General features: G+C 46.4%; 19 protein-coding genes. 11 read left to right on the top strand and 8 right to left on the bottom strand.

Going from position 1 to position 20,599, the window contains the following annotated elements; all coding sequences use genetic code 11:
- Window positions 1–76: 76 nt before the first annotated feature.
- Complete coding sequence (locus tag ACJJI8_RS15010; RefSeq protein WP_444913443.1) at window positions 77–1,945, bottom strand: carotenoid oxygenase family protein; 1,869 nt, start codon at window positions 1,943–1,945, stop codon at window positions 77–79.
- Window positions 1,946–2,515: 570 nt separating this feature from the next.
- Between ACJJI8_RS15010 and ACJJI8_RS15005 the strand changes: the two genes are divergently transcribed.
- Window positions 2,516–2,896, top strand: a complete 381-nt coding sequence (locus ACJJI8_RS15005) for a VOC family protein (RefSeq protein WP_413665310.1) — start codon at window positions 2,516–2,518, stop codon at window positions 2,894–2,896.
- A gap of 65 nt (window positions 2,897–2,961) precedes the next feature.
- Here ACJJI8_RS15005 and ACJJI8_RS15000 read toward each other — a convergent pair whose 3' ends face one another.
- Together ACJJI8_RS15000 and ACJJI8_RS14995 are read right to left on the bottom strand one after the other, a co-directional pair.
- On the bottom strand, window positions 2,962–3,732 hold the full coding sequence (locus ACJJI8_RS15000) for a hypothetical protein (protein ID WP_444932836.1): 771 nt from the start codon (window positions 3,730–3,732) through the stop codon (window positions 2,962–2,964).
- 135 nt (window positions 3,733–3,867) lie between these two features.
- Complete coding sequence (locus ACJJI8_RS14995) at window positions 3,868–5,268, bottom strand: aminotransferase-like domain-containing protein (protein WP_444932835.1); 1,401 nt, start codon at window positions 5,266–5,268, stop codon at window positions 3,868–3,870.
- 119 nt (window positions 5,269–5,387) lie between these two features.
- Between ACJJI8_RS14995 and ACJJI8_RS14990 the strand changes: the two genes are divergently transcribed.
- Window positions 5,388–6,299, top strand: a complete 912-nt coding sequence (locus ACJJI8_RS14990; RefSeq protein WP_444932834.1) for an EamA family transporter — start codon at window positions 5,388–5,390, stop codon at window positions 6,297–6,299.
- Here the strand turns inward: ACJJI8_RS14990 and ACJJI8_RS14985 are convergent.
- Window positions 6,230–7,090, bottom strand: a complete 861-nt coding sequence (locus tag ACJJI8_RS14985; RefSeq protein ID WP_444932833.1) for a LysR family transcriptional regulator — start codon at window positions 7,088–7,090, stop codon at window positions 6,230–6,232. The genes ACJJI8_RS14990 and ACJJI8_RS14985 overlap by 70 nt on opposite strands.
- 135 nt (window positions 7,091–7,225) lie before the next feature.
- Here ACJJI8_RS14985 and ACJJI8_RS14980 point away from each other — a divergent pair, with 135 nt between their 5' ends.
- Together ACJJI8_RS14980 and ACJJI8_RS14975 are read left to right on the top strand one after the other, a co-directional pair.
- Entirely contained in the window at window positions 7,226–7,453 is a 228-nt protein-coding gene (locus tag ACJJI8_RS14980; RefSeq protein ID WP_444932832.1) for an FAD-dependent monooxygenase, read from the top strand.
- 5 nt (window positions 7,454–7,458) lie between these two features.
- Window positions 7,459–8,310 (top strand): FAD-dependent oxidoreductase, encoded by an 852-nt coding sequence (locus ACJJI8_RS14975; protein ID WP_444932831.1) that lies wholly within the window; start codon window positions 7,459–7,461, stop codon window positions 8,308–8,310.
- A 125-nt stretch (window positions 8,311–8,435) separates the two neighbouring features.
- Here the strand turns inward: ACJJI8_RS14975 and ACJJI8_RS14970 are convergent, their stop codons facing one another.
- The gene (locus tag ACJJI8_RS14970) at window positions 8,436–8,885 is read right to left on the bottom strand and encodes a phosphate-starvation-inducible PsiE family protein (protein WP_413665304.1); all 450 of its coding nucleotides are present in this window, start codon (window positions 8,883–8,885) and stop codon (window positions 8,436–8,438) included.
- A gap of 146 nt (window positions 8,886–9,031) precedes the next feature.
- Entirely contained in the window at window positions 9,032–11,200 is a 2,169-nt protein-coding gene (locus ACJJI8_RS14965; RefSeq protein WP_444932830.1) for a jacalin-like lectin, read from the bottom strand.
- Between the two features lie 755 nt (window positions 11,201–11,955).
- On the opposite strand from ACJJI8_RS14965, the gene ACJJI8_RS14960 reads away from it, so the two are divergent.
- From ACJJI8_RS14960 to ACJJI8_RS14930, 7 genes are all read left to right on the top strand, one after another.
- Window positions 11,956–12,639, top strand: a complete 684-nt coding sequence (locus ACJJI8_RS14960; RefSeq protein WP_444932829.1) for a hypothetical protein — start codon at window positions 11,956–11,958, stop codon at window positions 12,637–12,639.
- A gap of 311 nt (window positions 12,640–12,950) precedes the next feature.
- On the top strand, window positions 12,951–13,511 hold the full coding sequence (locus ACJJI8_RS14955; protein ID WP_444905652.1) for a hypothetical protein: 561 nt from the start codon (window positions 12,951–12,953) through the stop codon (window positions 13,509–13,511).
- 273 nt (window positions 13,512–13,784) lie between these two features.
- Window positions 13,785–14,285, top strand: a complete 501-nt coding sequence (locus ACJJI8_RS14950; protein WP_444932828.1) for a P-loop nucleotide/nucleoside kinase family protein — start codon at window positions 13,785–13,787, stop codon at window positions 14,283–14,285.
- A gap of 254 nt (window positions 14,286–14,539) precedes the next feature.
- Window positions 14,540–15,262, top strand: coding sequence for an arsenical resistance protein ArsH (arsH, locus tag ACJJI8_RS14945; RefSeq protein ID WP_444932827.1), 723 nt, complete (start codon window positions 14,540–14,542; stop codon window positions 15,260–15,262).
- Between the two features lie 98 nt (window positions 15,263–15,360).
- Window positions 15,361–16,311, top strand: coding sequence for an alpha/beta hydrolase (locus tag ACJJI8_RS14940; protein ID WP_444912734.1), 951 nt, complete (start codon window positions 15,361–15,363; stop codon window positions 16,309–16,311).
- Between the two features lie 21 nt (window positions 16,312–16,332).
- Window positions 16,333–17,094 (top strand): amidohydrolase family protein, encoded by a 762-nt coding sequence (locus ACJJI8_RS14935; protein ID WP_444932826.1) that lies wholly within the window; start codon window positions 16,333–16,335, stop codon window positions 17,092–17,094.
- A 365-nt stretch (window positions 17,095–17,459) separates the two neighbouring features.
- Entirely contained in the window at window positions 17,460–17,960 is a 501-nt protein-coding gene (locus ACJJI8_RS14930) for a hypothetical protein (protein ID WP_444932825.1), read from the top strand.
- Window position 17,961: 1 nt separating this feature from the next.
- Here the strand turns inward: ACJJI8_RS14930 and ACJJI8_RS14925 are convergent, their stop codons facing one another.
- Window positions 17,962–19,359, bottom strand: a complete 1,398-nt coding sequence (locus ACJJI8_RS14925) for an MFS transporter (protein WP_444932824.1) — start codon at window positions 19,357–19,359, stop codon at window positions 17,962–17,964.
- A gap of 110 nt (window positions 19,360–19,469) precedes the next feature.
- Entirely contained in the window at window positions 19,470–20,549 is a 1,080-nt protein-coding gene (locus ACJJI8_RS14920) for a LacI family DNA-binding transcriptional regulator (protein WP_444932823.1), read from the bottom strand.
- Window positions 20,550–20,599 lie beyond the last annotated feature (50 nt).

Raw genomic sequence — 20,599 nt, 5'->3', positions numbered from 1 at the left:
TAAATGTTTGGATTTGGTTATTATTTCTGCACACATACCTAAATTCCCTTTATTGCATTAACTTAGACTGGATAAATCAACCAAAACGGGGAAGTAGCTCCCCATCGATGATGTCCCGAACATTACTGCTGTGATCAGGCGCCTTACTGCGAAGAAAATCAGCGTAATTTGACCGGTAGGCCGATAAAGGGCGACGACCAATGGATGGCACCCACAGTGCATGATTCGTGGTTGCAAATTCCAGTGATCGGTTAGCTAGGATACAAATTGGCCCACCGCTGAGACGTGCCGCATCAAAAATCCAAAACTCTTTACCATTGGAATCGGATGTCGTTGGATATTTGCGTACAACTGCTGCAATCACATAACCGTCGTTCTGGGCCGTGGAGCCCGGGCGGGCCATAAATTGCGGTGTACGCATTACGCAATCTTCTGGGAACTGAAAGGCATCCGCAATTTTCATATTGACGCAGTCCATATGAATCAAGGCAGAGGGACGACTTTCTTCAGGCATATTCCAATAGCCGTAGTGGCGCTCAGGATAATCGCGATATGCCCAGGAAACCCGCATAGATATATGGTCAGGCCTGTAACCCACAGCAGCCCAATAAAGGTGCTCAAAGGTTTCAGGGAACTGGAAGTGCCCACGGTAAGCCGGATCATTCATATCCCAGGAAAGCGCATCATCCCGAATAACCCGGTAATCTTCTTTTATCTCAATAGCTGAATTTGAGTTAACTCGAATCCGGGCACGTACCAAACCTCCAACATCCAGCGGTGCTGCAGGGTATCCGGACAACCACTTGGGTACCAAACCTCCCTTCTGCAGGATTTCAAAGCGGAATAACTGCTCAGATTTATCCATTGCCCCCATATATTGGCCATACAGGGTAATCTCACCCGCATTGTCATCGTAGTTGCAGACAATGTCCGAAGTATCAAAGCCGAGCTCCAGGTAATCTGCGATAATAGTATCAGCACCCGGCACCATATCGGCCTTCCGAATAACCCAACACCGGGTCCGGTGTTCTTGAGGCAGAACAATTCGTGTTCCAATAATTCGGGTAGATTCAACTCTCGCTGCAGTTTCAAAGACAATGATATGATTTCGCGTTACTCCAAGAGAGTGTGAGCTTGCAGCAATATAGGCGTTGTTACCCTGGCGATCCCGAATTTTCCAACTTTCAAATGCACCCTCTCGATCCCAGCGAATTAATCGAATAAATCCTGAGCTACCAGAATCACCAATATTTCCACCATAGTTGATGGTGATACAGTTACCTGTTTCCAGATCAAAGAAAGGGTGACCGGTGGTCCGAACCTGGGGAAATAGCCACTTTTCTGGGGTTAGATTTTCAAGCAGCGGAGGTAAGCTCGACTTCCATTCATTCACTTCTCCAATAGGGGTTACCATCTCTAGAGTTGTAGCATCAAACTCATAGGGCATACCCCCTTCATAACTCATTGCAAAACGGTTATCTCCCATATAGTTGGGGGCCGTATTGCAGTAGTTCATAAATCCCAGATTCGGGCTTGAGTATATTGTCCCACCTAACAAATTGAATTTATCAAAGCCTGTTAAATCCTGCTCCTGCATTATCGCAGACGCGGTACGTATCATTTTTCGGGTATAGGGAACTTCACTGTTATTGCTCCGCCCAGTAAAGTCGAGCCGGGTCAAAGCTCCCTTTCCATTAGGTGTAAGATGGTTGGACGCCAGTGGAATACCCTCAGCCATAAGAAGATGGCCAATAACATCATCGGGTAAGATTCCCTGTATTACACTGAGCACTCCGGAGGAATCTGATAGATCACCAACCATTATTGACTCTGGGAAACTAGAGCCATCCAAAGCATTACTTGTTCCAGCCTTAGCTGATGCCACTCCCATAAGCGGTGATGCAGACATTACACCTGCAGCCTTTAATAGATCTCGACGCTTCATTTTTTATCCCTAAAAAATACGGCCGACAGCTTAACCTGACCATAAAATTAAATTTTTTAATGAAATAATTGGCGCAATTTACACCCAAAGTAAACCTTTAAGCGAAAACCATTTATTATTTTTTATCAAATCAAACCTCCAGAATTTTAACCCCTTAAAATTCACACTATCAACCTATATACCACAATAAAAATAAACCAAACCAGAAAATACAATCTATCAAGCAGAACAAAAAACAAACACCAGTCAGTCAAGCAAAAAAATATCGATAAGAAATCCGATATCACCCGAATTAGCCACCACATTATTATCAACAACAGAATTTAAAATAAATATTAATGATCATTGAATCGCACAATATTTAATATATCTGTGAGGCATCTCATATATAAACCGCAATAGATAGAAAGCTGCACCAGTCCACACACCCTGAGAGGTACAGCCTGGAGGTAACGGATATACGAACAATTCTATCAGGCAATGAGTGAATGATTATTCATTGATGTTTAATAGTATTGGTATACAATCTTTCACGCACAACTACCCTAAAATTAATTTAAGGTGACATCAATGTTTAGTCATATTATGGTCGGGGCCAACGATATCGAGGAATCAAAGGTATTTTACGATTCCACTTTCGGAATATTGGGTTACAAACCCGGCACTATTGATGATCGTGGCCGCTGCTTCTATTTTAATGACAACGGTATTTTTGCCATCACCAAACCCATCAATGGGGAGCCCGCAAGCCATGGCAACGGCAGCACTATTGGCTTTACAGTAAACAGTTCTGAAGAGGTTGATGCCTGGCATGCTGCAGGTATTGCCAACGGTGGTACCAGCTGCGAAGAGCCCCCAGGCGTACGGGATAGCGCCGTAGGCCCAATCTACCTCGCCTACTTACGAGACCCTGCTGGCAATAAGCTCTGCGCACTGTATAGAGCAAGCTAATTAGGGTTCGCAATCAGGAGCCTCCCCTTACAGGGAGGCGCTGTATAAGTGGACTAATAGTGTAATCAGTCCCAGCGGTTGAAAATAACGTGCATGCCGTGATGATCGTCACTCACGAATACGAAATAGCCGGCGCCAGTATGTGCAGTTGCGCACACCTTCGTCCCCTGGGAAGTCTCAGAACACTGCATTTTATAGGCTTCGATTCCCGAAGTGTCGTATTCACACTGACTGTATTGGCTTTCAAGAGTTTGCACCAAGTCTCGGCTGCCCCTTGCCAATACATAGCGATAATCACCAAAGTAGCGATAGCTGTAGGTGTCCAAGTAATATGCTTGAGAGTCACCGCCGCCTTCCAGAAGCTCGCTATAGCAGAGTTCAGGTCTGGCCATCCACAGGGTTTCCTGATCATTCGAAGAATGTATTCCTGGCCAATTCTGTTGATCATGCTGAGAGAGTACTACGTTGGTTGAATCAACATAGTCTTTCACAATGACGTAATCACCTTCATCACTTTCTATTCTGCAAACCGGCGCACCGCCAATAAAATTATCACACTGAACCATATCCAGGCTGACTTGAGTTGTCTCCCCGGCACAGTCTTCTGCAAAGCTTTCAGCCCAGTATTGCACAGCCTTAACTGCATACTCTCGAGAGTCTTCTATTTCATAATAGAAGTCTGAAAAGATGCGATAAACCTCGCGATCATTAGTATTGCTTGCAGAAGCTGCTACAGAACACTGACTAAACTTAGGCAGTTCAAAAGTCTGTTCTGCTTGAGCGGGAACCGCACCGGCAATAGCAATCGCTGCTGTAAAAGTGGCAAGAGTTTTCATTAGATGTCCTCCGTGAACAATCATCCTAAAAGGGACGCGGATTCTAGCAGAGGAAAAAAAACTATCAAAAGCAGTGTAACGATATGAAAGTTCAGGTACCTTCTTCCAAGGTTGTGAATATCTGAATAATATTAATTATCGGCATGAGTGAGTTAACTCGATAAAACGTTCCAGCTGAAATCCGGCCTCAGTCTTCCCTCCATCTTTACTTTCAAGCGGCCAACCACAATTCACCCGCACACAATCACCGTAGAGATCAAGCGTGCTGAAATCTGCACCGCCCAACAAGGCTATATTTTCTTCGGAAGCCATACGGCAAAGACTCCAGCTGTCCAACCCTGGGATCTGCAACCAAATCACCATTCCTCCATGGGGGTCACTGATACGCGATTCATCGGGCAAGGATGAACTTAAGTAGTTGCGATAGGATGCGACCTGGAAGGAAAGTTTTTGCCTGAGCCCCTGCAGATGACGGGAGTATTGGTTGGTACCGATGAAATCAGCTACCGCTAATTGGACGGGCAAGTTCACACCGAAACTTTCGGTAAATCGATAGCGTTCATATTGTTTTCGATACCTTCCTGGTAAGCACCACCCCAGTCGATAGCCTGCGCTCAGTGTCTTGGAGATAGAGCCACACCAAAGCACATACCCGCTCCGGTCCCAGTAGCGCACGGGCATGGGCAGACTTCTTTGAAATCCGAGCTCCAAATACACATCATCCTCGACAATTGGAATCCGATATTTACCAGCCAGTGCGGCCAGGTTCTCTTTCTGCTCCGAGCTCAGGGACACACCCGTAGGATTCATATGACTGCTGCTAAAAAGACCCGCTTGGACCAGTCCCTGCTGCATATAGCGCTCTAGCTGTGCGAGGTCTAAGCCGTTTTCAACAGTCGGTATCTCAACAACTTTTCGCCCCATCAAAGCCAACAGATTAAGAAGACCGTTGTAACAAGGAGAACTGATCGCAACCGCTTCACCGGGCTTAGTCGTAATGGCAATCGCCGTGCGGACGGCATCCATACAACCATTCGTCACTACTAATTCATTGGCAGAGAAATGCAAATCATAGCTGGCAAAGTGTGCGCTAAGCGCACTGCGCAAAAGCGGCTCCCCAGAGGAAACCGGATAGCCATGCATACTGGCGCCAGCCTCTCGGGTTGCCCGCCGCATACTGCGCTCCAGGGAATCTAACGGCAATAGCTCTGGAGATAAAGACGCAACACCCAATGGCCCTGTTCCCAACCCACGGAAATAGCAATCGTGATTTACTGGATCTGTTGTTCGGCAGGTGAATGCGGGCATTATGGGAGGCGGGTTACTGCTGGGAGGAACTGAGGCAAAGAATCCAGATTGCGGTCGAACCTTCGCCCAGCCGAGTTCCTCCAGCAAGTAGTAGGTGCTTTGGGCTGTTGTCAGGCTCACTTCGTTTTGTGCAGCGAACCGCCTGAGGGACGGTAGTTTATGACCGCTTGGTATTCTCCCTGACTGAATATCCTCTATACAGCGTTCGGCAAGCTCTTTATACCGCACCTATCCCCTCTCCGATTCCGCCTCCGCCCAAACTGTATACCTATTTTATACAAAAATTGCATCTGTATACCTTTTTTCATTTCTTGGATAGTTAGCCCCGAGACAAATTGGAGGGGCTGATGCGGTACTCGGATTTATTACTTGGTGTGCTACTAATGGCAATGTGGGGATTCAACTTCATTGTTATTCAGATGGGAACGGAAGATCTGGACCCACTCCTTCTGGTGGCTTTACGCTTTTCTTTGGCAGCCTTTCCGGCAGTGCTTTTCGTTTCCAGGCCGACAGTCAGCTGGAAGTACGTTCTGGCCTACAGCCTGACTTTTGGCTGTGGGGTTTGGGGGATGGCCACCTGGGCAATCTCTAGCGGACTCTCTGCGGGAATGGCCTCACTTCTTTTGCAAGTAAATGTTGCGATTAGCTTACTATTCGGCTGGGTATTCCTGAAAGAAAAGATTATCCCGCAGAAAGCTCTTGGGGCTCTACTTGCCTTGGGAGGGCTGTTGCTAAGTTTGATGGTTGAAGATGGCACTGTGCCCCTTATCAGTATTGCACTTATCCTAATAGCGGCTACCAGCTGGAGCATCAGTGGGCTCATTGTAAAGGCCAGTGGCACACAGCAAGTATTTAGCTTTATTGTCTGGGGGCTATTTTTTGCACCGTTACCACTGTTCGCTGCTACCTATATTAAAAATGGTGCGGATATATTTTATGAAATTCAAAACAACCTTAGTGGAAAGTTAATTTTCTCCATATTGTTTCAGGCCTACCCAACCACCCTGCTGGGATACTGGTTCTGGAACCGGTTAATCGTTAAGTACCCGCTGTCTACTGTTGCGCCTTTAGGTTTACTCTGCCCCGTTTTTGGACTTTTTTTCAGTTGGTTATTAACTGGCGAATCGATTGGTTCAGAAAAGTTAATGGCCGCTATTATGATTTTCTCTGGGCTGGCACTTGGTATTGTTCATTTTCGCCAGAGCTTTAAGATGCTAAGAAACTCACGGATTTTTGGCATGTTAAACATATCGCGATGAACAAGTATCCAAGTTGAGACTTGCCAGCTTTCAGGCGTAGGAATCTCAATAATATCTTCAAATTTTTTAGCCAGGATTCTCGGCATGGCGCCAATACCGCAGCCTGAAAGCACTGCCGGGTTAAGAATTTGCTGACTGGAAGCAGTCAGCACAATATTTTGATCGGGAATATGATTATAAATCCATTCATTCCAGTCAAAGTGTAACGGGCGATCACCTAGAGCCAAAAACCTGTGCTCTTGAAGATTACTTTTATCGGGAAGCCCATACTCTTCAATATAGGATTTGTGAGCATAGAAAACGAACTCTGTAGTGAAAAATGGCAGCACGATATTATCGGGTGTCGTTGGTTTCTCACCGACACGAATTGCAATATCAGCTTCACCGTACTCCAGGTTAAAATTGCGCAGGTCCCCGATTAAATTGACAAGCATACCTGGGTGCTGGGCCTGGTACTGCCTAATGAGCGGCATCAACAGGTCTACCAATTCGCCGACAGAGGTGATGGTGAGGTTGCCTTGCAAATTCTGCTCTTTGCTTTGTAACCGCGAGGACAACTGAGAAAAATGGCTGTCCGTCACCGCTCCCAGTCGCATAACCTCCAGCCCCGCCTCCGTTGGAATATAGCCTTTGTCATTGCGCTGAAATAGTACAACCCCAAGGCTCTCCTCCAGTACATTAATATGGCGCATCACGGTGGACCTGTGGATACCAATCTCCTGGGCCGTTGCACTCAGAGTGCCAAGCTTGGCCAGCTTGTAAGCGGTCCTTAACTCAGTCCATTTATCCATTATTTACCTCAAGCCCCCCATGCTCAGCATGTGCAAATATGCACATCAGAGTCTCATAATCACACATTAACAGCATATTCGCTACACCATAAAATGGATTCAAATGACCTGTACACCCTCTAATGGTTGAAAAATATGGTAATTGAAGCGGAAGTATTGATAGTAGGCGGTGGTTTCGCCGGTGTGTCTGTCGCACAAGCACTGGAAAGAAATGGCGTCCATACCATTCTGGTAGACAAAAAAGATTATTTCGAAGTCACTTTTGCCACCTTGCGCAATGTAACCGATCCATCCAGCACCGGGAATCAAGCGCGCAAGTACTACAGGGACTTTTTCTATGGCCGCTTCATTCAGGGGATGTAATGGAAATGTCTGCGAAATCAGCGCGTTTGGCAGATGGAACAGAGTTACATTTCAACAGTGCCATACTCGCTTCCGGCACCCGATATCCGAGTATGCCAATGGCCAAATCCCTTTGCGCAATGGATATTCAATCCAGAAACCAAGAACTGTTGAACGAGCATCAGCGACTGAAACAAGCAAGGAAAGTCATGGTGATAGGTGGAGGGGTCGTTGGTGTCGAATTGGCAGGAGAGATCGCACACGCTATGCCGAGAACTCAAGTAATTCTGGCACACAATAAAGAGGTCTTATTGGACAACTTCAAGCCTAAAGCACAAATCAAAGCCCAGAGACAATTAGAGAATTTAGGTGTAGAAATTCAGTTTAACAGCCGCTACCAATATCAGAATGGCTGCTATATCGATCTCAACAGCGGCCAAGCCAGCGATGCAGACCTGGTTTTTGAAGCGACTGGTGTGCTACCCAACAATGATTACCTTAAACCGCACTTAGCGCATATCCTTAATGAGCGGGGATTTGTGAAAGTCGATAACAGACTTCAAGTTATTGACGAACCAAGCTTGTATGCACTCGGAGATATTGCCGATATTGGTGAGGCCAAACTGGGCTACCTCGCCTCTCAGCAAGGTGAATACCTGGCAAAGGCCATCGCTAGAAATAGAAAAGGAAAAAGTATCAAAGGCTATAAACGAAACCCACTAATGGCACTAGTTCCCATTGGCCAGAAGCAAGGATTAGTGCAGCTACCTTTCGCAGTAACAACCTGCAACCACCTTGTGCGGTTGAAGCAGAAAGACCTATTCATTAATAAGGTTTATCGTGGGTTTGGCACTCAGCCAAATGCCCGGCTCTCTTAGTTCGGGCTAACTATTGTAAGTAGCTATTAATGCAGTTAACGATATGATTCTATTTTAGCCAACTATATAAATACAAAAAATAAAATCATAAAGTGAGCATTATCAAGGACAAAAACTCACAAGTACTAACCAGGTTTATTACTTTTTTCCCTCACCAGCCAGTAGGAAACTCCCAGGGCGATAGTCACCAGGGCAATACCGACTATTTGCTCCGCGTTAACAAATTTCAAGTCGAGCACAATAACCTTCCGAGCTACAGCCATTAAGGCTGTAGCCAATACCAATTGCACCGGTATCACATTTGTACCCAGGTAGAGTCGGATATTGGTGAAAATTTCAATGGCAATAAGAACGGCGAGAAAGGCCCCAAAAGTCTCGAGGATATCTTCCATATCCAGCAATAGGAATGGCGTCTCCATAAGCCTTTCATAGAGCACATAGACGACATCCGCAATGGTCCAGAATATGACCAACACCATAAGAATGGCGAGAAATTTAACGGCATATTTTATTGCTCGATGTAATTGGTTGATCAGGGGATCAGCATGATCCTCATGTATCTCGTCATATTTCATGGGCTTCGCTCTGCCGATTGATACCGCACATTGCTTGAGTTCGACTATAGGCGAAATCCCCGTATTCAGCCGAGAGAGCTTCCTTTAGTGAGCGAGTAGTAAGAGGAATCCCGGCAGCATATTCACCGCCGGGATATTGTGAGTCGTTAAGGTAGGCAGGCTGCGTTAGAGAAGAAATACTTTACTTCGTAGTCACTACAATCCTCTGTTGCACAGAAGAAGCGGTAATTAGTGCCGATATCGCCTATATGCATGCTTTCGCCGGTTAAGGAATAATCCAACTTCGTATCAACAACCCTTGCCTCAATACCAGCAACATCACTGACAGCACAGCTATTGCTGATATTTCCCGCTGACTTGTGTTCGTTAAAGCTCTCATAATCAATGCCACCTGAGGAGGGATCATCCAGGTCCAGCCACTCGGTTGCGTAGTACCCTGGATTTACCAAGCTGTTGGACAACTTGTGCACGCCCAAAGCATCGATTTCATCACCGTGGCGCCCGTGGAAAGCAAAAATTTGCTGGGATGAAGTGGAAGAATAAGTTGTACAAGTCCCCTGCTGAGTGCCTCCGGAAATAGATGAGCCATTGCTCGACGTCAATTTAAGGTAGTAAACACTACCCGTTTCATGCTTTTCATCGTCGACACAAATTTTAACATCATCCAAATACTCGCTGCTGGCGGAGTTGAAACTCAGTACACTCCCCATCGAGCCACCGTCTCCATCACCGTATTCAATACAGTATTCATGATCACTGGCTGTGGCATGGCTTAGGGATTGCTTAAATTCATAGCAAGCTTTAAAACCATCAATTCGGCCACCGGAACGAATCTGGACAGATTTCAGATTCATAGTGCCGCTGCCGAGCAGTTTGCGTTTTACCAGGTCGATTGAATCAAACGCATCACCTCCGGTACCCCCCACGGCATCTTTTTTGATGTAGCCAAAATCCGAGTAACTATCTTGGTTGGCGATCCAGAACCCATCAAATGGTTCGTAGTAATTCACCCAAACCGAGGTAGTTACACCTTCTGAATTCCTCTTGGCATAGAGCGCGGCATTTTCCAAAGCGTTATAAGGCATTCCATAGCGGTAGCCATCAGCTTCACAGGCGGAATAACCTTCACTCCAGGCTCCCGATGCACTGCTGATGTGCCAGTTTCGCTCATCGTCTACACAGGCAAACACTCGCTCCGTACTACAGCTATAGTCGCGAATTTCACTGTCATTACTTAACCAGGCGCAACTATTGTTACCACTGGGAGAGTCATTCCGCCAAGACCACATAAAATCTTCAATCTGGGGTGCTTTAGAAGCACCTATAGTGGTCGCATTGGCCTCCACCAGCGCCAACTCAAGCATGTTATACCCAGATACTGCTTTCTCCAGGATCTCACTGCCTGAATACTTGATGTCATCCTTGTTATATTCCGTTGTTGCATCCAGGGCGACACTTAAATTCCCATTGTTGTAGTGGCTGGTTGCGCTGGGATTACCGTCGATATCTGCTGTTAACTGGCTGGAATTTTGTGCAAGTGGCTCATTGGAAGTGAGGTTTCCAGATGCATCCATCTCATCCACACCGATCCAGACATTGCGTCTGAATTTCGATGTGTTTGACTCGTCATGGTAATCACACAGATTGTTATCACCAGTGTGCGGATACTCTCTGGGCACCTGAATAAATAGGATAACGTTGCGTCCCGCATCCAACACATCCTGTTTAGTCAGTGTTTGCGCCGGCAGGGAGGCGCAATCATCTTCTGTATAGCCCCAGTCGGTAGGCTTAAATACCAGATCCCCCAACCTGCTTTCAATTTTCTCACCAATCTTATTGCGGAAGTTCTGGTGGTAATCAGAATCGTAAGCCTCAAACTTTAGGAATATGACTTCATCGTTATTATCTTCAAGAAAATCCTTAATCTCATCCAGCCCATCCCCCAGCGTTGCGGCTGTACCAAACATATAAATACACATAGTGGCCTCTTCCAGGCCCATATGACACAGGTGCGGTGTTGAGCTGAAATTGGAAGCGGGGTAAGTATCATATTCGACCAGACGTATTCCCCGACTGAATAATTTCTCCGGCGCGTACCACTGGTTTACATCGGTATATACACCCTGATCCCACTGATAGGATGCATAGGCATTATGCGCTCCCGCCCACAAGGTCTTTGATAAGGGAGCCTTTGTATCAATCTGCCCCTGTAAATCCAGGCGCTTCACTTTATCATCGCTAGCATCAATTTCGCCGACAACAGACATCGAAAAACTCAAAAGCAAACTTGATACCAAACCAATTGTTTTATGCATTATTCTTTTCCTGATAAGTATCTTGATAGTTACCGCTAAAATAAAAATCCCAGTAAGTATTTCCCCTCAGTTGAATTGACCAATTGGAACAAGCGTGCACACCTGTCGTGAACCGCTAAATTACAACAGTACTGACTGGTCAATTTTAGTCATTTACCCTACTTTACATTTTCATAATTTACGCACTTTTCAGTACTGACAAACATCCATCTCCGAATTAAACATTCATAAAACTACCCGCAAGCGGGGGGCGCCAAATAGTAGCTACAGAGCATGACCAATCAGTTACGAGCTTAAGGCAGTTATGTAAATATCTGCCCATTTGTAACAAGGCCAACATAAATGACAGGCCAAATATCCCTCCAGTATTTAGGATTCAATCACAACCTTGGAAGTGATATTACGCACGTTAAATCAGCTGGTTTAGGGGCGGAGTTTGGACATCTAAATCATCTTTTCAGATTATTGAAAGTTTCAAAATATAATTGGGGCAACTTTAAAAGAATCGGCATCACACTCTTCAGCTAACATCGATAAAAAAATAGACGACAAGAAATCTTCCCCTTAAGGCGTAGAGTTGATTTAAAGCTAAGCCGGATTCAGGATATAAGAAGAGTACAACTTAGATATTTATACTTACCAAACGATGAATTGAGTACCCAAGGAGTGGTAGGCTTATTGAAATATTACATTCATAGAACAAATAGAAACTTATAATTTCCGCCCCAGGAAAGCAGCCTTATCAAGGAGAGAGAATGAAAAGCAAGGCACTTATCATATTGAGTAGTATTCTTATCGCCTCATGTGGATCTATGCGACCGCAAAATGCAAGCAATTATCAGCAAGACCTGATCACTCCAGAAGAAACAGATAACTTTGTACTCACCGAAAGCAGCACCTTCGATGAACCCATGCTGGGAATTGCCCTAAAGTACGATAATAAGCAGTATCCTACCGATATTATCAATGTCTATGTATACCCTATCGATAGCATCACATGGGAAAATACAGATGAAATCATCTCCACTGAAATGGGCGATATTATAGATGAAGTTGACTTTGCTATAGAGCAAGGGCATTACAAGTCAAGATCACCAGAGACTATTGAAAACTTCAGTTTTAAAATCGGTGAAAAGCTATATTCTGGAAAAAAGTCATCTTTCACACTTACCAACAGAAACGATGCTGAATACTTCTCAAATAGCTATGTATTTGTCGATAAGGATAAATATATAAAGTTCAGAACCAGCTTCGACAGCAGAGCGACCGTAGAATGGAATGGCGACTCAGCAGTGAAAGAAATACTGCCTGAAATAGTTGTTCCCGACGAGTCTGCGTACATGAAGAACCTGAGAGCTGAACACCAAAAAGAAATCACCAAGAATCTGATAAAATCACTATTCCAAGCTTCTCAAGAATCACAACCTAACACAGAGTAATTTCTCAACTAACTTAATAGCAATTGCGACAAATCCGACTCTGTAAGAGCTGATGGCTACTAGGTGCCGCTTAGCACCAGAGAATTGCAAGCGGCACGCTTTAACTGAAGTCTCCTGTACTTCAACGGCATGAAAGCACACTTCTTCCCCCATTGGCAGGAGATTAGCCCTAGACATCTCCAATTCAGATTTTTAAACAAATCTCACTAAAACCCACTCCAACTGGCGAATAAATTTCTCAGGTGGTTGAGATAATACTGGCACTTCGGCGTCTATGATTAAGGAGGCACTAAGGAAAGGAAATTCGAATCATGAGCAAAATCCTGCCTCCAATTCTTGCTCTTCTACTCGCCGCATTTGTTTTGGGCGCGCAAGCCAACAACTATGTCAGTAAGGATAGTCAAGCCACTTCGCCTCTCGGATGTATCAGTGCCACATCAGTACTATCTACCCATACACCGACAGATATTACTGCTGCCGCCAAAACATGTACCGAACAATCCAAATTTGATGAGGCAGCTGAGTTGTTAATGGTTGCCAGTGCCTTTGCTTATTTCGACACACAGAGGGTTAGCGACAAAACCGGGCACAATGTATTAAGAGTGATTTTCAATAAAAAATTTAATTCGATGCCAGAGGGAGATCGAAAAAAACTATTCGCCAGCATTAACTCTCTTGATCAGGGCGGCGCAAGGAAGCTGGAAGTTTGTAACTATTTGACAGCTGCAAAGCCGCCATCCTATATACCAAGCTATATGATTTCTCATGGGTTAAGAAAATTTACAGGCGTTACTGAAGCCCCCCTGATAAAAGATTTTGATGCCGATCAAAGCTGGTTAAACTCAATGGTGTTTGTCAAATGCCGCAGTTAATCGGTATCTTGTTGCATAGAGACGAAATACCTATATCAGGCTCACCTTTGGGCTGAATATAAGTATCTAAGGCAGTAAAGATTCCCACGTCTTAGATACTAGCCATCTAGATGGCCTCAAGCATATTCGGCCACCGCAAGTCTGGTATTTCCCTGATGCTTAGCTAAATCGCCACTTCATGAGCTCCCTTTGCCACTATTTACCAAGCATAAAGTTTCAGGCATTATTTTCCCATAGTCGAAATTTTCTCTAATCAGATTAATGGAAAGAACTGTGAAAGAAAACGGAATGCTCTTTTTATTTTGTGGAAAGATGGGCGCAGGAAAAAGTACAAAAGCTGCGGAGATAGCACAAACTACAGGAGCTATTCTTATTTCCGAAGATGAGTGGCTGTCTAATTTATATCCCCATGAGATCTGCTCACTCTCCACTTACATAGAGTATTCTGCAAGATTAAAACCAATGATCAAGTCACATACTCAGGATATCTTGAGGAGTGGCATCTCGGTAGTACTGGATTTTCCCGGCAATACAAGAAAACAAAGATCTTGGTTCAAAGAGATATTTCTGGATAACCTTTTTCCCCATCAATTAATCTATCTTAAAGCCGATGATAAATTATGTTTACAGCAAATTGCCCAAAGGCAAAAATCACATCCAGAACGAGCCGCCTTTGATACCCCTGAGATCTTCAAACAAGTTAATAAGTACTTTGAAGAACCTTGCCAATCAGAGGGATTCAATATTGAAGTAGTCCATCAGGGAGGCATTTAAACGTACCCACTCCCTCTAATAATTGGGAGCAACCTCTGCTGGACTCTCTTTCCGTTTGTCCTATCTCCTCCAGTGTTGGAGAAACTAAAGGAAGCCTAAGTCTCGATGCTGGCTCAGTATTTTGACTCCCTGTGAACCCGTTATTCGACTAGCCGGTTCCAAGCGGATTCAGAAAGGCCCGACTGAGACTGATGTACCTTTGCTTTACCTAATATTTCGACTATTATAGAAATATAGAAATTTGGAGGTAACTCATGATGCTACCGAACCACACCCCCATCAATATTCTTAATCGCCTGGTGGACTCCCCTCCCAATGGTGACCCTACCAAGATTCTGGTGTTGTACGGATCCCTGAGACCCAACTCCTTTTCGCGTCTATTGGCCAACCAGGTTGTTGAAATATTGCAGCATTTTGGTGCCGAGGTTCGCTTGTTTGACCCTGTCGACCTCCCTCTTTACGACGGCACCAGCCAGGATCACACCAAGGTGCAGCAACTGCGCGAGTGGTCTGCCTGGAGCCAGGGTCAAGTGTGGATTAGCCCGGAAATACACGGAAATGTCTCGGCTGTTTTCAAGAATCAGATCGACTGGCTACCACTGGACCAATCTGCAAGCCGGGCAACCCAGGGAAAAACCCTGGCGGTCATGCAGATTTCCGGTGGCTCACAGTCATTCAATACCGTCAACAATTTGAGGGTTCTCGGCCGCTGGATGCGCATGTTTACGATTCCCAACCAATCCTCTATTGCCAAGGCCTGGCAGGAATTCGATGAACAAGGGCACCTCAAAGATTCCCCATTCCGGGACCGGGTGATTGACGTTCTGGAGGAGCTGGTAAAAACCACCATTTTATTGCGTGGCCAGGGTAACTATCTGACCGAGCGGTACAGCGAGAACAAATCAGAGGTGCAGTCAACTTCGACAACATCTATTCAGACCTTGGTGGCTGAAAGCGGTGTCGCAGAACCCAGCTAAAAGTACTGGCATTTCGCTGCCGAAGGTCCACATTTAGCAAAGGTCCATATCTAGCTATGGACCACTAGCTGATAGGAACTCCGATAAGGATCTCGTCAATGAGCTTTTCCCTGGACCCGGACTTTTCAAGCGCCCTTGGCAAGTTTGGCGACTTGCTGGATACCTTGGCAGAAGCGCCTATTGGGGACGTGAATACTCGCCGTAAGAATGGAGCCGTGGTCACCCAAGCACTATTTCAGGGTCGCAGTTTTCCATCAGATGTTTCCTTTCGGGACTTTACCCTAAAGAGTTCAGACCAAGAGGAGATCCAGTTACGCTGGTACCAAAAGGAGAATAGCAAACCAGGCTCCGCCATTCTCTACATTCATGGCGGTGGGCTCATCTGCCACGATATCTCACGGTACGACTTGGTCATCGCCAAATATGTAGCTGCCAGCGGCGTGCCATTTTTATCAGTAAATTACCGAAAGGCTCCGGAGTTCCCCTACCCTATACCGATTGATGATTGCTATCGGGCATTCATTTGGCTGGTACAGCACTCACAGGAACTCTCCATTGACCCCACGCGAATTGGCATCATGGGAGATAGTGCCGGAGGGGGGCTGGCTGCAGCCCTGACAATTGTCGCCCGTGACAAAAAAGGCCCGTCCCTGGCACGGCAGATATTGTTATACCCAATGCTGGACGACAGGACGGTTACTCCCGATCCCGAGTTATTGCCATTTATTATCTGGACCTATGAAGATAATCTCACCGGCTGGACCGCTTACCTGGGCAATCAGGTGGGCAGCCCTGCGGTCAGTCCTCATGCAGCCCCTGCCCGCCTGCAAGATGCCAAGGGTCTACCGCCAGCATTTATCGATGTTGGCGAGCTAGATATTTTTCGCGATGAGGATATGCAATACGCCCAATTACTCACCGATGCCGGTGTTAGTACAGAGCTCCATGTTCGACCTGGCGTGATTCACTCTTGGGAGCTATTCGCCCCGGACATTCCCGTCTCACAGCGCGCTCTTGCAGATCGAGTAAGAGTCATCCAGGAAATCTAAGCGAGCACGGTACACCCGACTATGGAACAGCAAAAACAGAGACTACTTGATAGTCACTTCCACATCATAAATCCCAAGTTCCCCCTATTCCCAAATCACGGCTACTTGCCGCCAACATTTACCGTGGACGACTATCAACTCAAGTTACAAAACTACCAGCTAGTGGGGGGCGCTGTAGTTTCCGGCTCATTCCAGAAGCTGGATCAAACCTACCTTATTAATGCCCTGGAAAAGCTGGGCAAAAGCTATGTTGGGGTCACACAGCTATCCGCCGACACTCCCGACACCACCATTTTGTCACTCCACAAGCATGGAGTCAGAGCCCTGCGCTTTAATTTGGTACGGGGTGGCTCGGAACAGATCGGTTTTATCGATACTCTTGCCCGGCGAGTTTTTGACTTGGCAGGCTGGCATGTCGAACTATACGTTGAAGCCTCTGCATTGACCCCTCTCTATAATAAATTGATCGCGTTACCAGCCGCCTCTATCGATCACATGGGAATCACTAAGCAGGGTTTTCCCATCTTGCTCAAACTGGCAGAAAAAGGGGTAAAGGTAAAAGCGAGCGGCTTTGGCCGCCTGGATTTCGACCCCGCAGCGGCAATTGTCGACCTCTACCAGGCCAACCCACATTGCCTGATGTTTGGCTCCGATCTTCCCTCTACCAGGGCACCGCGCCCCTTCAAACCTGAAGACATTTTATTAATTCGCGACACCCTCGATGAAGCACAAGCAGAAAATGTCCTGGTAAAAAATGCCTATCAATTTTATTTAAAAAAATAATGGAATGAGGGGGCAGTATCAGGAACTGAGTTCTTCTTCTGCTGTCATTCACTACGCTGTCATTCACTACGCTGTATTTTCTAAAAGCGCACGACATGCCTAAATTCGTGCACTTCTCTATACCCACTCAATTCATACTACAGCAGTGTAATCTCGGGTCATCGATCATCTTTATAAATCACTGGCAATTAAAACATGCGAATTGTAGGATGCGCCGAATATTTCAGGCCACAGGGAACCTGGAAGATACAGTGCAGGAGGTTGTAGTGAAAGGACTGGTAACGGTTATTTTTTCCCTATTTGTGCTATCCGGATGTACCGGCATTGGCACAAAACCCCTGGGAGAAAAAGAGGTAGCGTTAGGCGTGGATACTGAGCAATCCATTAAAGAGAAGCTCGGTAAGCCTTATGAAAAAGGCATGTTTGTAAAAAACAACCAACAAATTTTAACACTCGCTTATGCTTACCCCACTACTGGCAAAAAGGCGGTTAGCGAAAATATTAGCGGTACCCGTAACCAGGGTTTCTACTTTTATAACGATAAATTGGTTGGGCAGGATTTTGTCAGCTCTCTTGCTGAAGATTCCACCGATTTTGATGAGTCAAAAGTACCACTTATCAGCGAAGGCCAAACCAGTATTCTCGAAGCTCTGGATTTATTGGGCAAACCCTCTGGCGAATATCAGTACCCACTGATCAGCAATAAATCCGAGAAAGCCAAAGTGTATATGTATAGCCAAACCAATAAGGCTATTTTCCAACCGGTCTCTTATCAAAAAGTATTGATTCTCAGTTACAATACTGATGGCATCATCACGAACGTAAATTTTGCAGAATTAGGCAATAGAAATTTAAGCGAGCAATAAATCATTTCTCAGACAGGGGAGCCCTATCCGCTGGCTTCCCTGAAACAAACAAAAGGCACACTACCAGCCCCACCATCGCCAGATAGGCATTAACCGTAAAAGCGCGATCAATCCCCGTAGAGATATCAGGAGCCATTGCCACAATTGTGGTATTCATACCCAAGCCTATTGCTCCCCCACCAATCTGAAACATATAGAGAATTGCTCCCGCCAAGCTCGCTCGCTCCGGCGCTACAACCGTAATTGCGGCAGTGGTAATAGCAGAGTAAAACAGGCCAATACCCGCCCCGAGAACCACCAGTCCCGGTACCATTTGCAAAAAAGTTGTTTCCTTATGTAAATGAGAAAGCATAAACATACCGATACACATGGCAATGGTGCCCGCTGAGACAATCGTTTTTGCACCGAGCGTTTCGTAGAGCCCACCGGCAATAAAAGACACCAAACCAAATGAGACCATCATAGGAAGTAGCCCCATTCCCGAGTACATCGCCGAGTGATTATGGACCTTACTCAAGTATTGGGGAACGTATACAAGGGCTGCAAAGAACACCACAGACAGCAACAAGGTAGCTATACCTGCGGCAAAGAAACCGTGATTCGTTGCTACATCTACGGGAATTAACGCATCTCTGCCCACATGGCGCTCAACCAGGATAAACGCCCCCATAAACAGCAAGGTGGCTAGTGCCAAGACAATAATCACCGGGCTCTTAAAGCCGATATCCACGACTAAATCCAGCGCCAGTAGAAGGCAAAACAGCGATGTGGTCAGGGTGATTACACCACCGTAATCAATACGCTCAGTGACATTTTCCGGTGTGTCATCCGGGATAACCTTCCAGCAGACCCAAAATGCCAATGCAGCCACCGGCAAGTTGATAAAGAAAATCCAGCGCCAGCTCAGTAAGTCTGTAAGAATGCCCCCCAATACCGGACCAATTGCATTCGCAGCGGCACACATGCCCATCACCAAGCCCCCGGCAAAGCCCGAGCGATCCTCCGGTAACATCCCGTAGATCAGCCCCAGGATTGCCGGCCACATAAGGGCACTACCGATCCCCATCAATCCCCGCGCCGCCAACAGCATTGGAATATTGGTAGCTATGCCGCCGAGGAGGGAGAAAAATGCAAAGGCGGCCATGCCGAGGAAAAAGATTTTACGCCGGCCAAACATATCCGCCAAACGCCCGCCCGAGATCAGCAGCACCCCAAAAGCCAGTGTATAGCCGTTGATAATCCATTGGGTGGTGGTGATATTGGAGTTGAAGTCTTTTTCGATGGCTGGAATTGCTACGGAAAACGCAGTGAGGTCATTTCCAATCAGAAAAATTGCCAAGCTTAGGGCAAACAGTCCCAGTACCTGAATTCTGGTCAGTTTAGTTTTCTCACCTGCCATGTTTCGAGTCCAGCCACAGAGTTCGGTTTTACAAGTGTGGCTCAAACTTGGGAAACGGCAGGGGCACTAACTACGCCCCTGCTGGCAAACAAAATGGTGAGGGCCTGCGACTAACGGTCACCTGAAGTGTCTTGAAAGAACTCCTCTACAGGCTGGTAATCCGGATTGGCACCACAAGAACCCCGCACTACCAGCTCGGTAGGTAGTACATCTGGCATCGCCGGTTTTCCAGAGAGAAGTTCCATCATTTTCTCCACCATCAATTCGCCACCTCGGTGGATGTTCTGGCGCACGGTTGTCAGAGGAGGGGTAAAAAACGGCGCGATTGGGATATCGTCAAAACCCACTATGCCAACATCTTCCGGCACCTTATAGCCACGGGCCTGTAGCGCTTTTATCGCCCCCATAGCGATACTGTCACTGGCGGCGAAAATGCCATCAAAACTAAGCCCTTCCTGCGCAACCAGGTCGATAATGGATTGATAACCACTTTCACTGGAGAAGCCTGCAGCCAACTGCCTGGTCGTGCCAGACAGATCAGCCTCATTGAGCGCGGCACAGTAACCTTCAAATCGCCCATTGACCTCCGGGTGAGCTGTGTCGCCGAGAAAGAGAATTCGCCGCCGCCCCAAGTTCATTAAGTGCTCTGTGGCCTGACGCCCACCCATTTGATTGTCACTACTGACGATGCAATATTCGGCCCCCTGCCTTGAGGTCCCTCCCCAGACAACAAGAGGGTCCCCCTGCTGCTGCAGATCACGAAGTGGGGTATCGTCCACCCCCTGGCCAATCACAATAACGCCATCAGCCCGCCTGGAACTCATCAGATAAGAATGCCAATCCGAGCGGCTGGCGATACTGCTGGAAAACAGTAAATCGTATTTATGCACTGCGAGGCGATCGGCAATTGAACCAATCATATCGATCATAAATGGATCAGAAAATGTCTGGCCACCACTGCGCCCCGTATTAATCACAACCGAAATTGTATGGCTGCGTTGCAGGCGTAAGTTTCGCGCGCTCTCATTGATTTTGTAATTCATGGAGCTCGCGATTTTTTGAATACGCTCGCGAGTCTTTTCGTTAATCAATGGATTATCGTTCAGCGCTCGCGAAACAGTAGATTCAGAAACTCCCGCCAACCGAGCAATATCGGACATGGAAACGGGAGAGGAGGACCCCTTGGGCATGGCGTACTTCACCTTGTTCGCGGGAAAAATGCCATCTTAGGCCCGTCGCC

The organism is Microbulbifer maximicatervae (SeqCode) (assembly GCF_052467695.1).
This window is presented reverse-complemented; position numbering and strand designations above follow the sequence as displayed.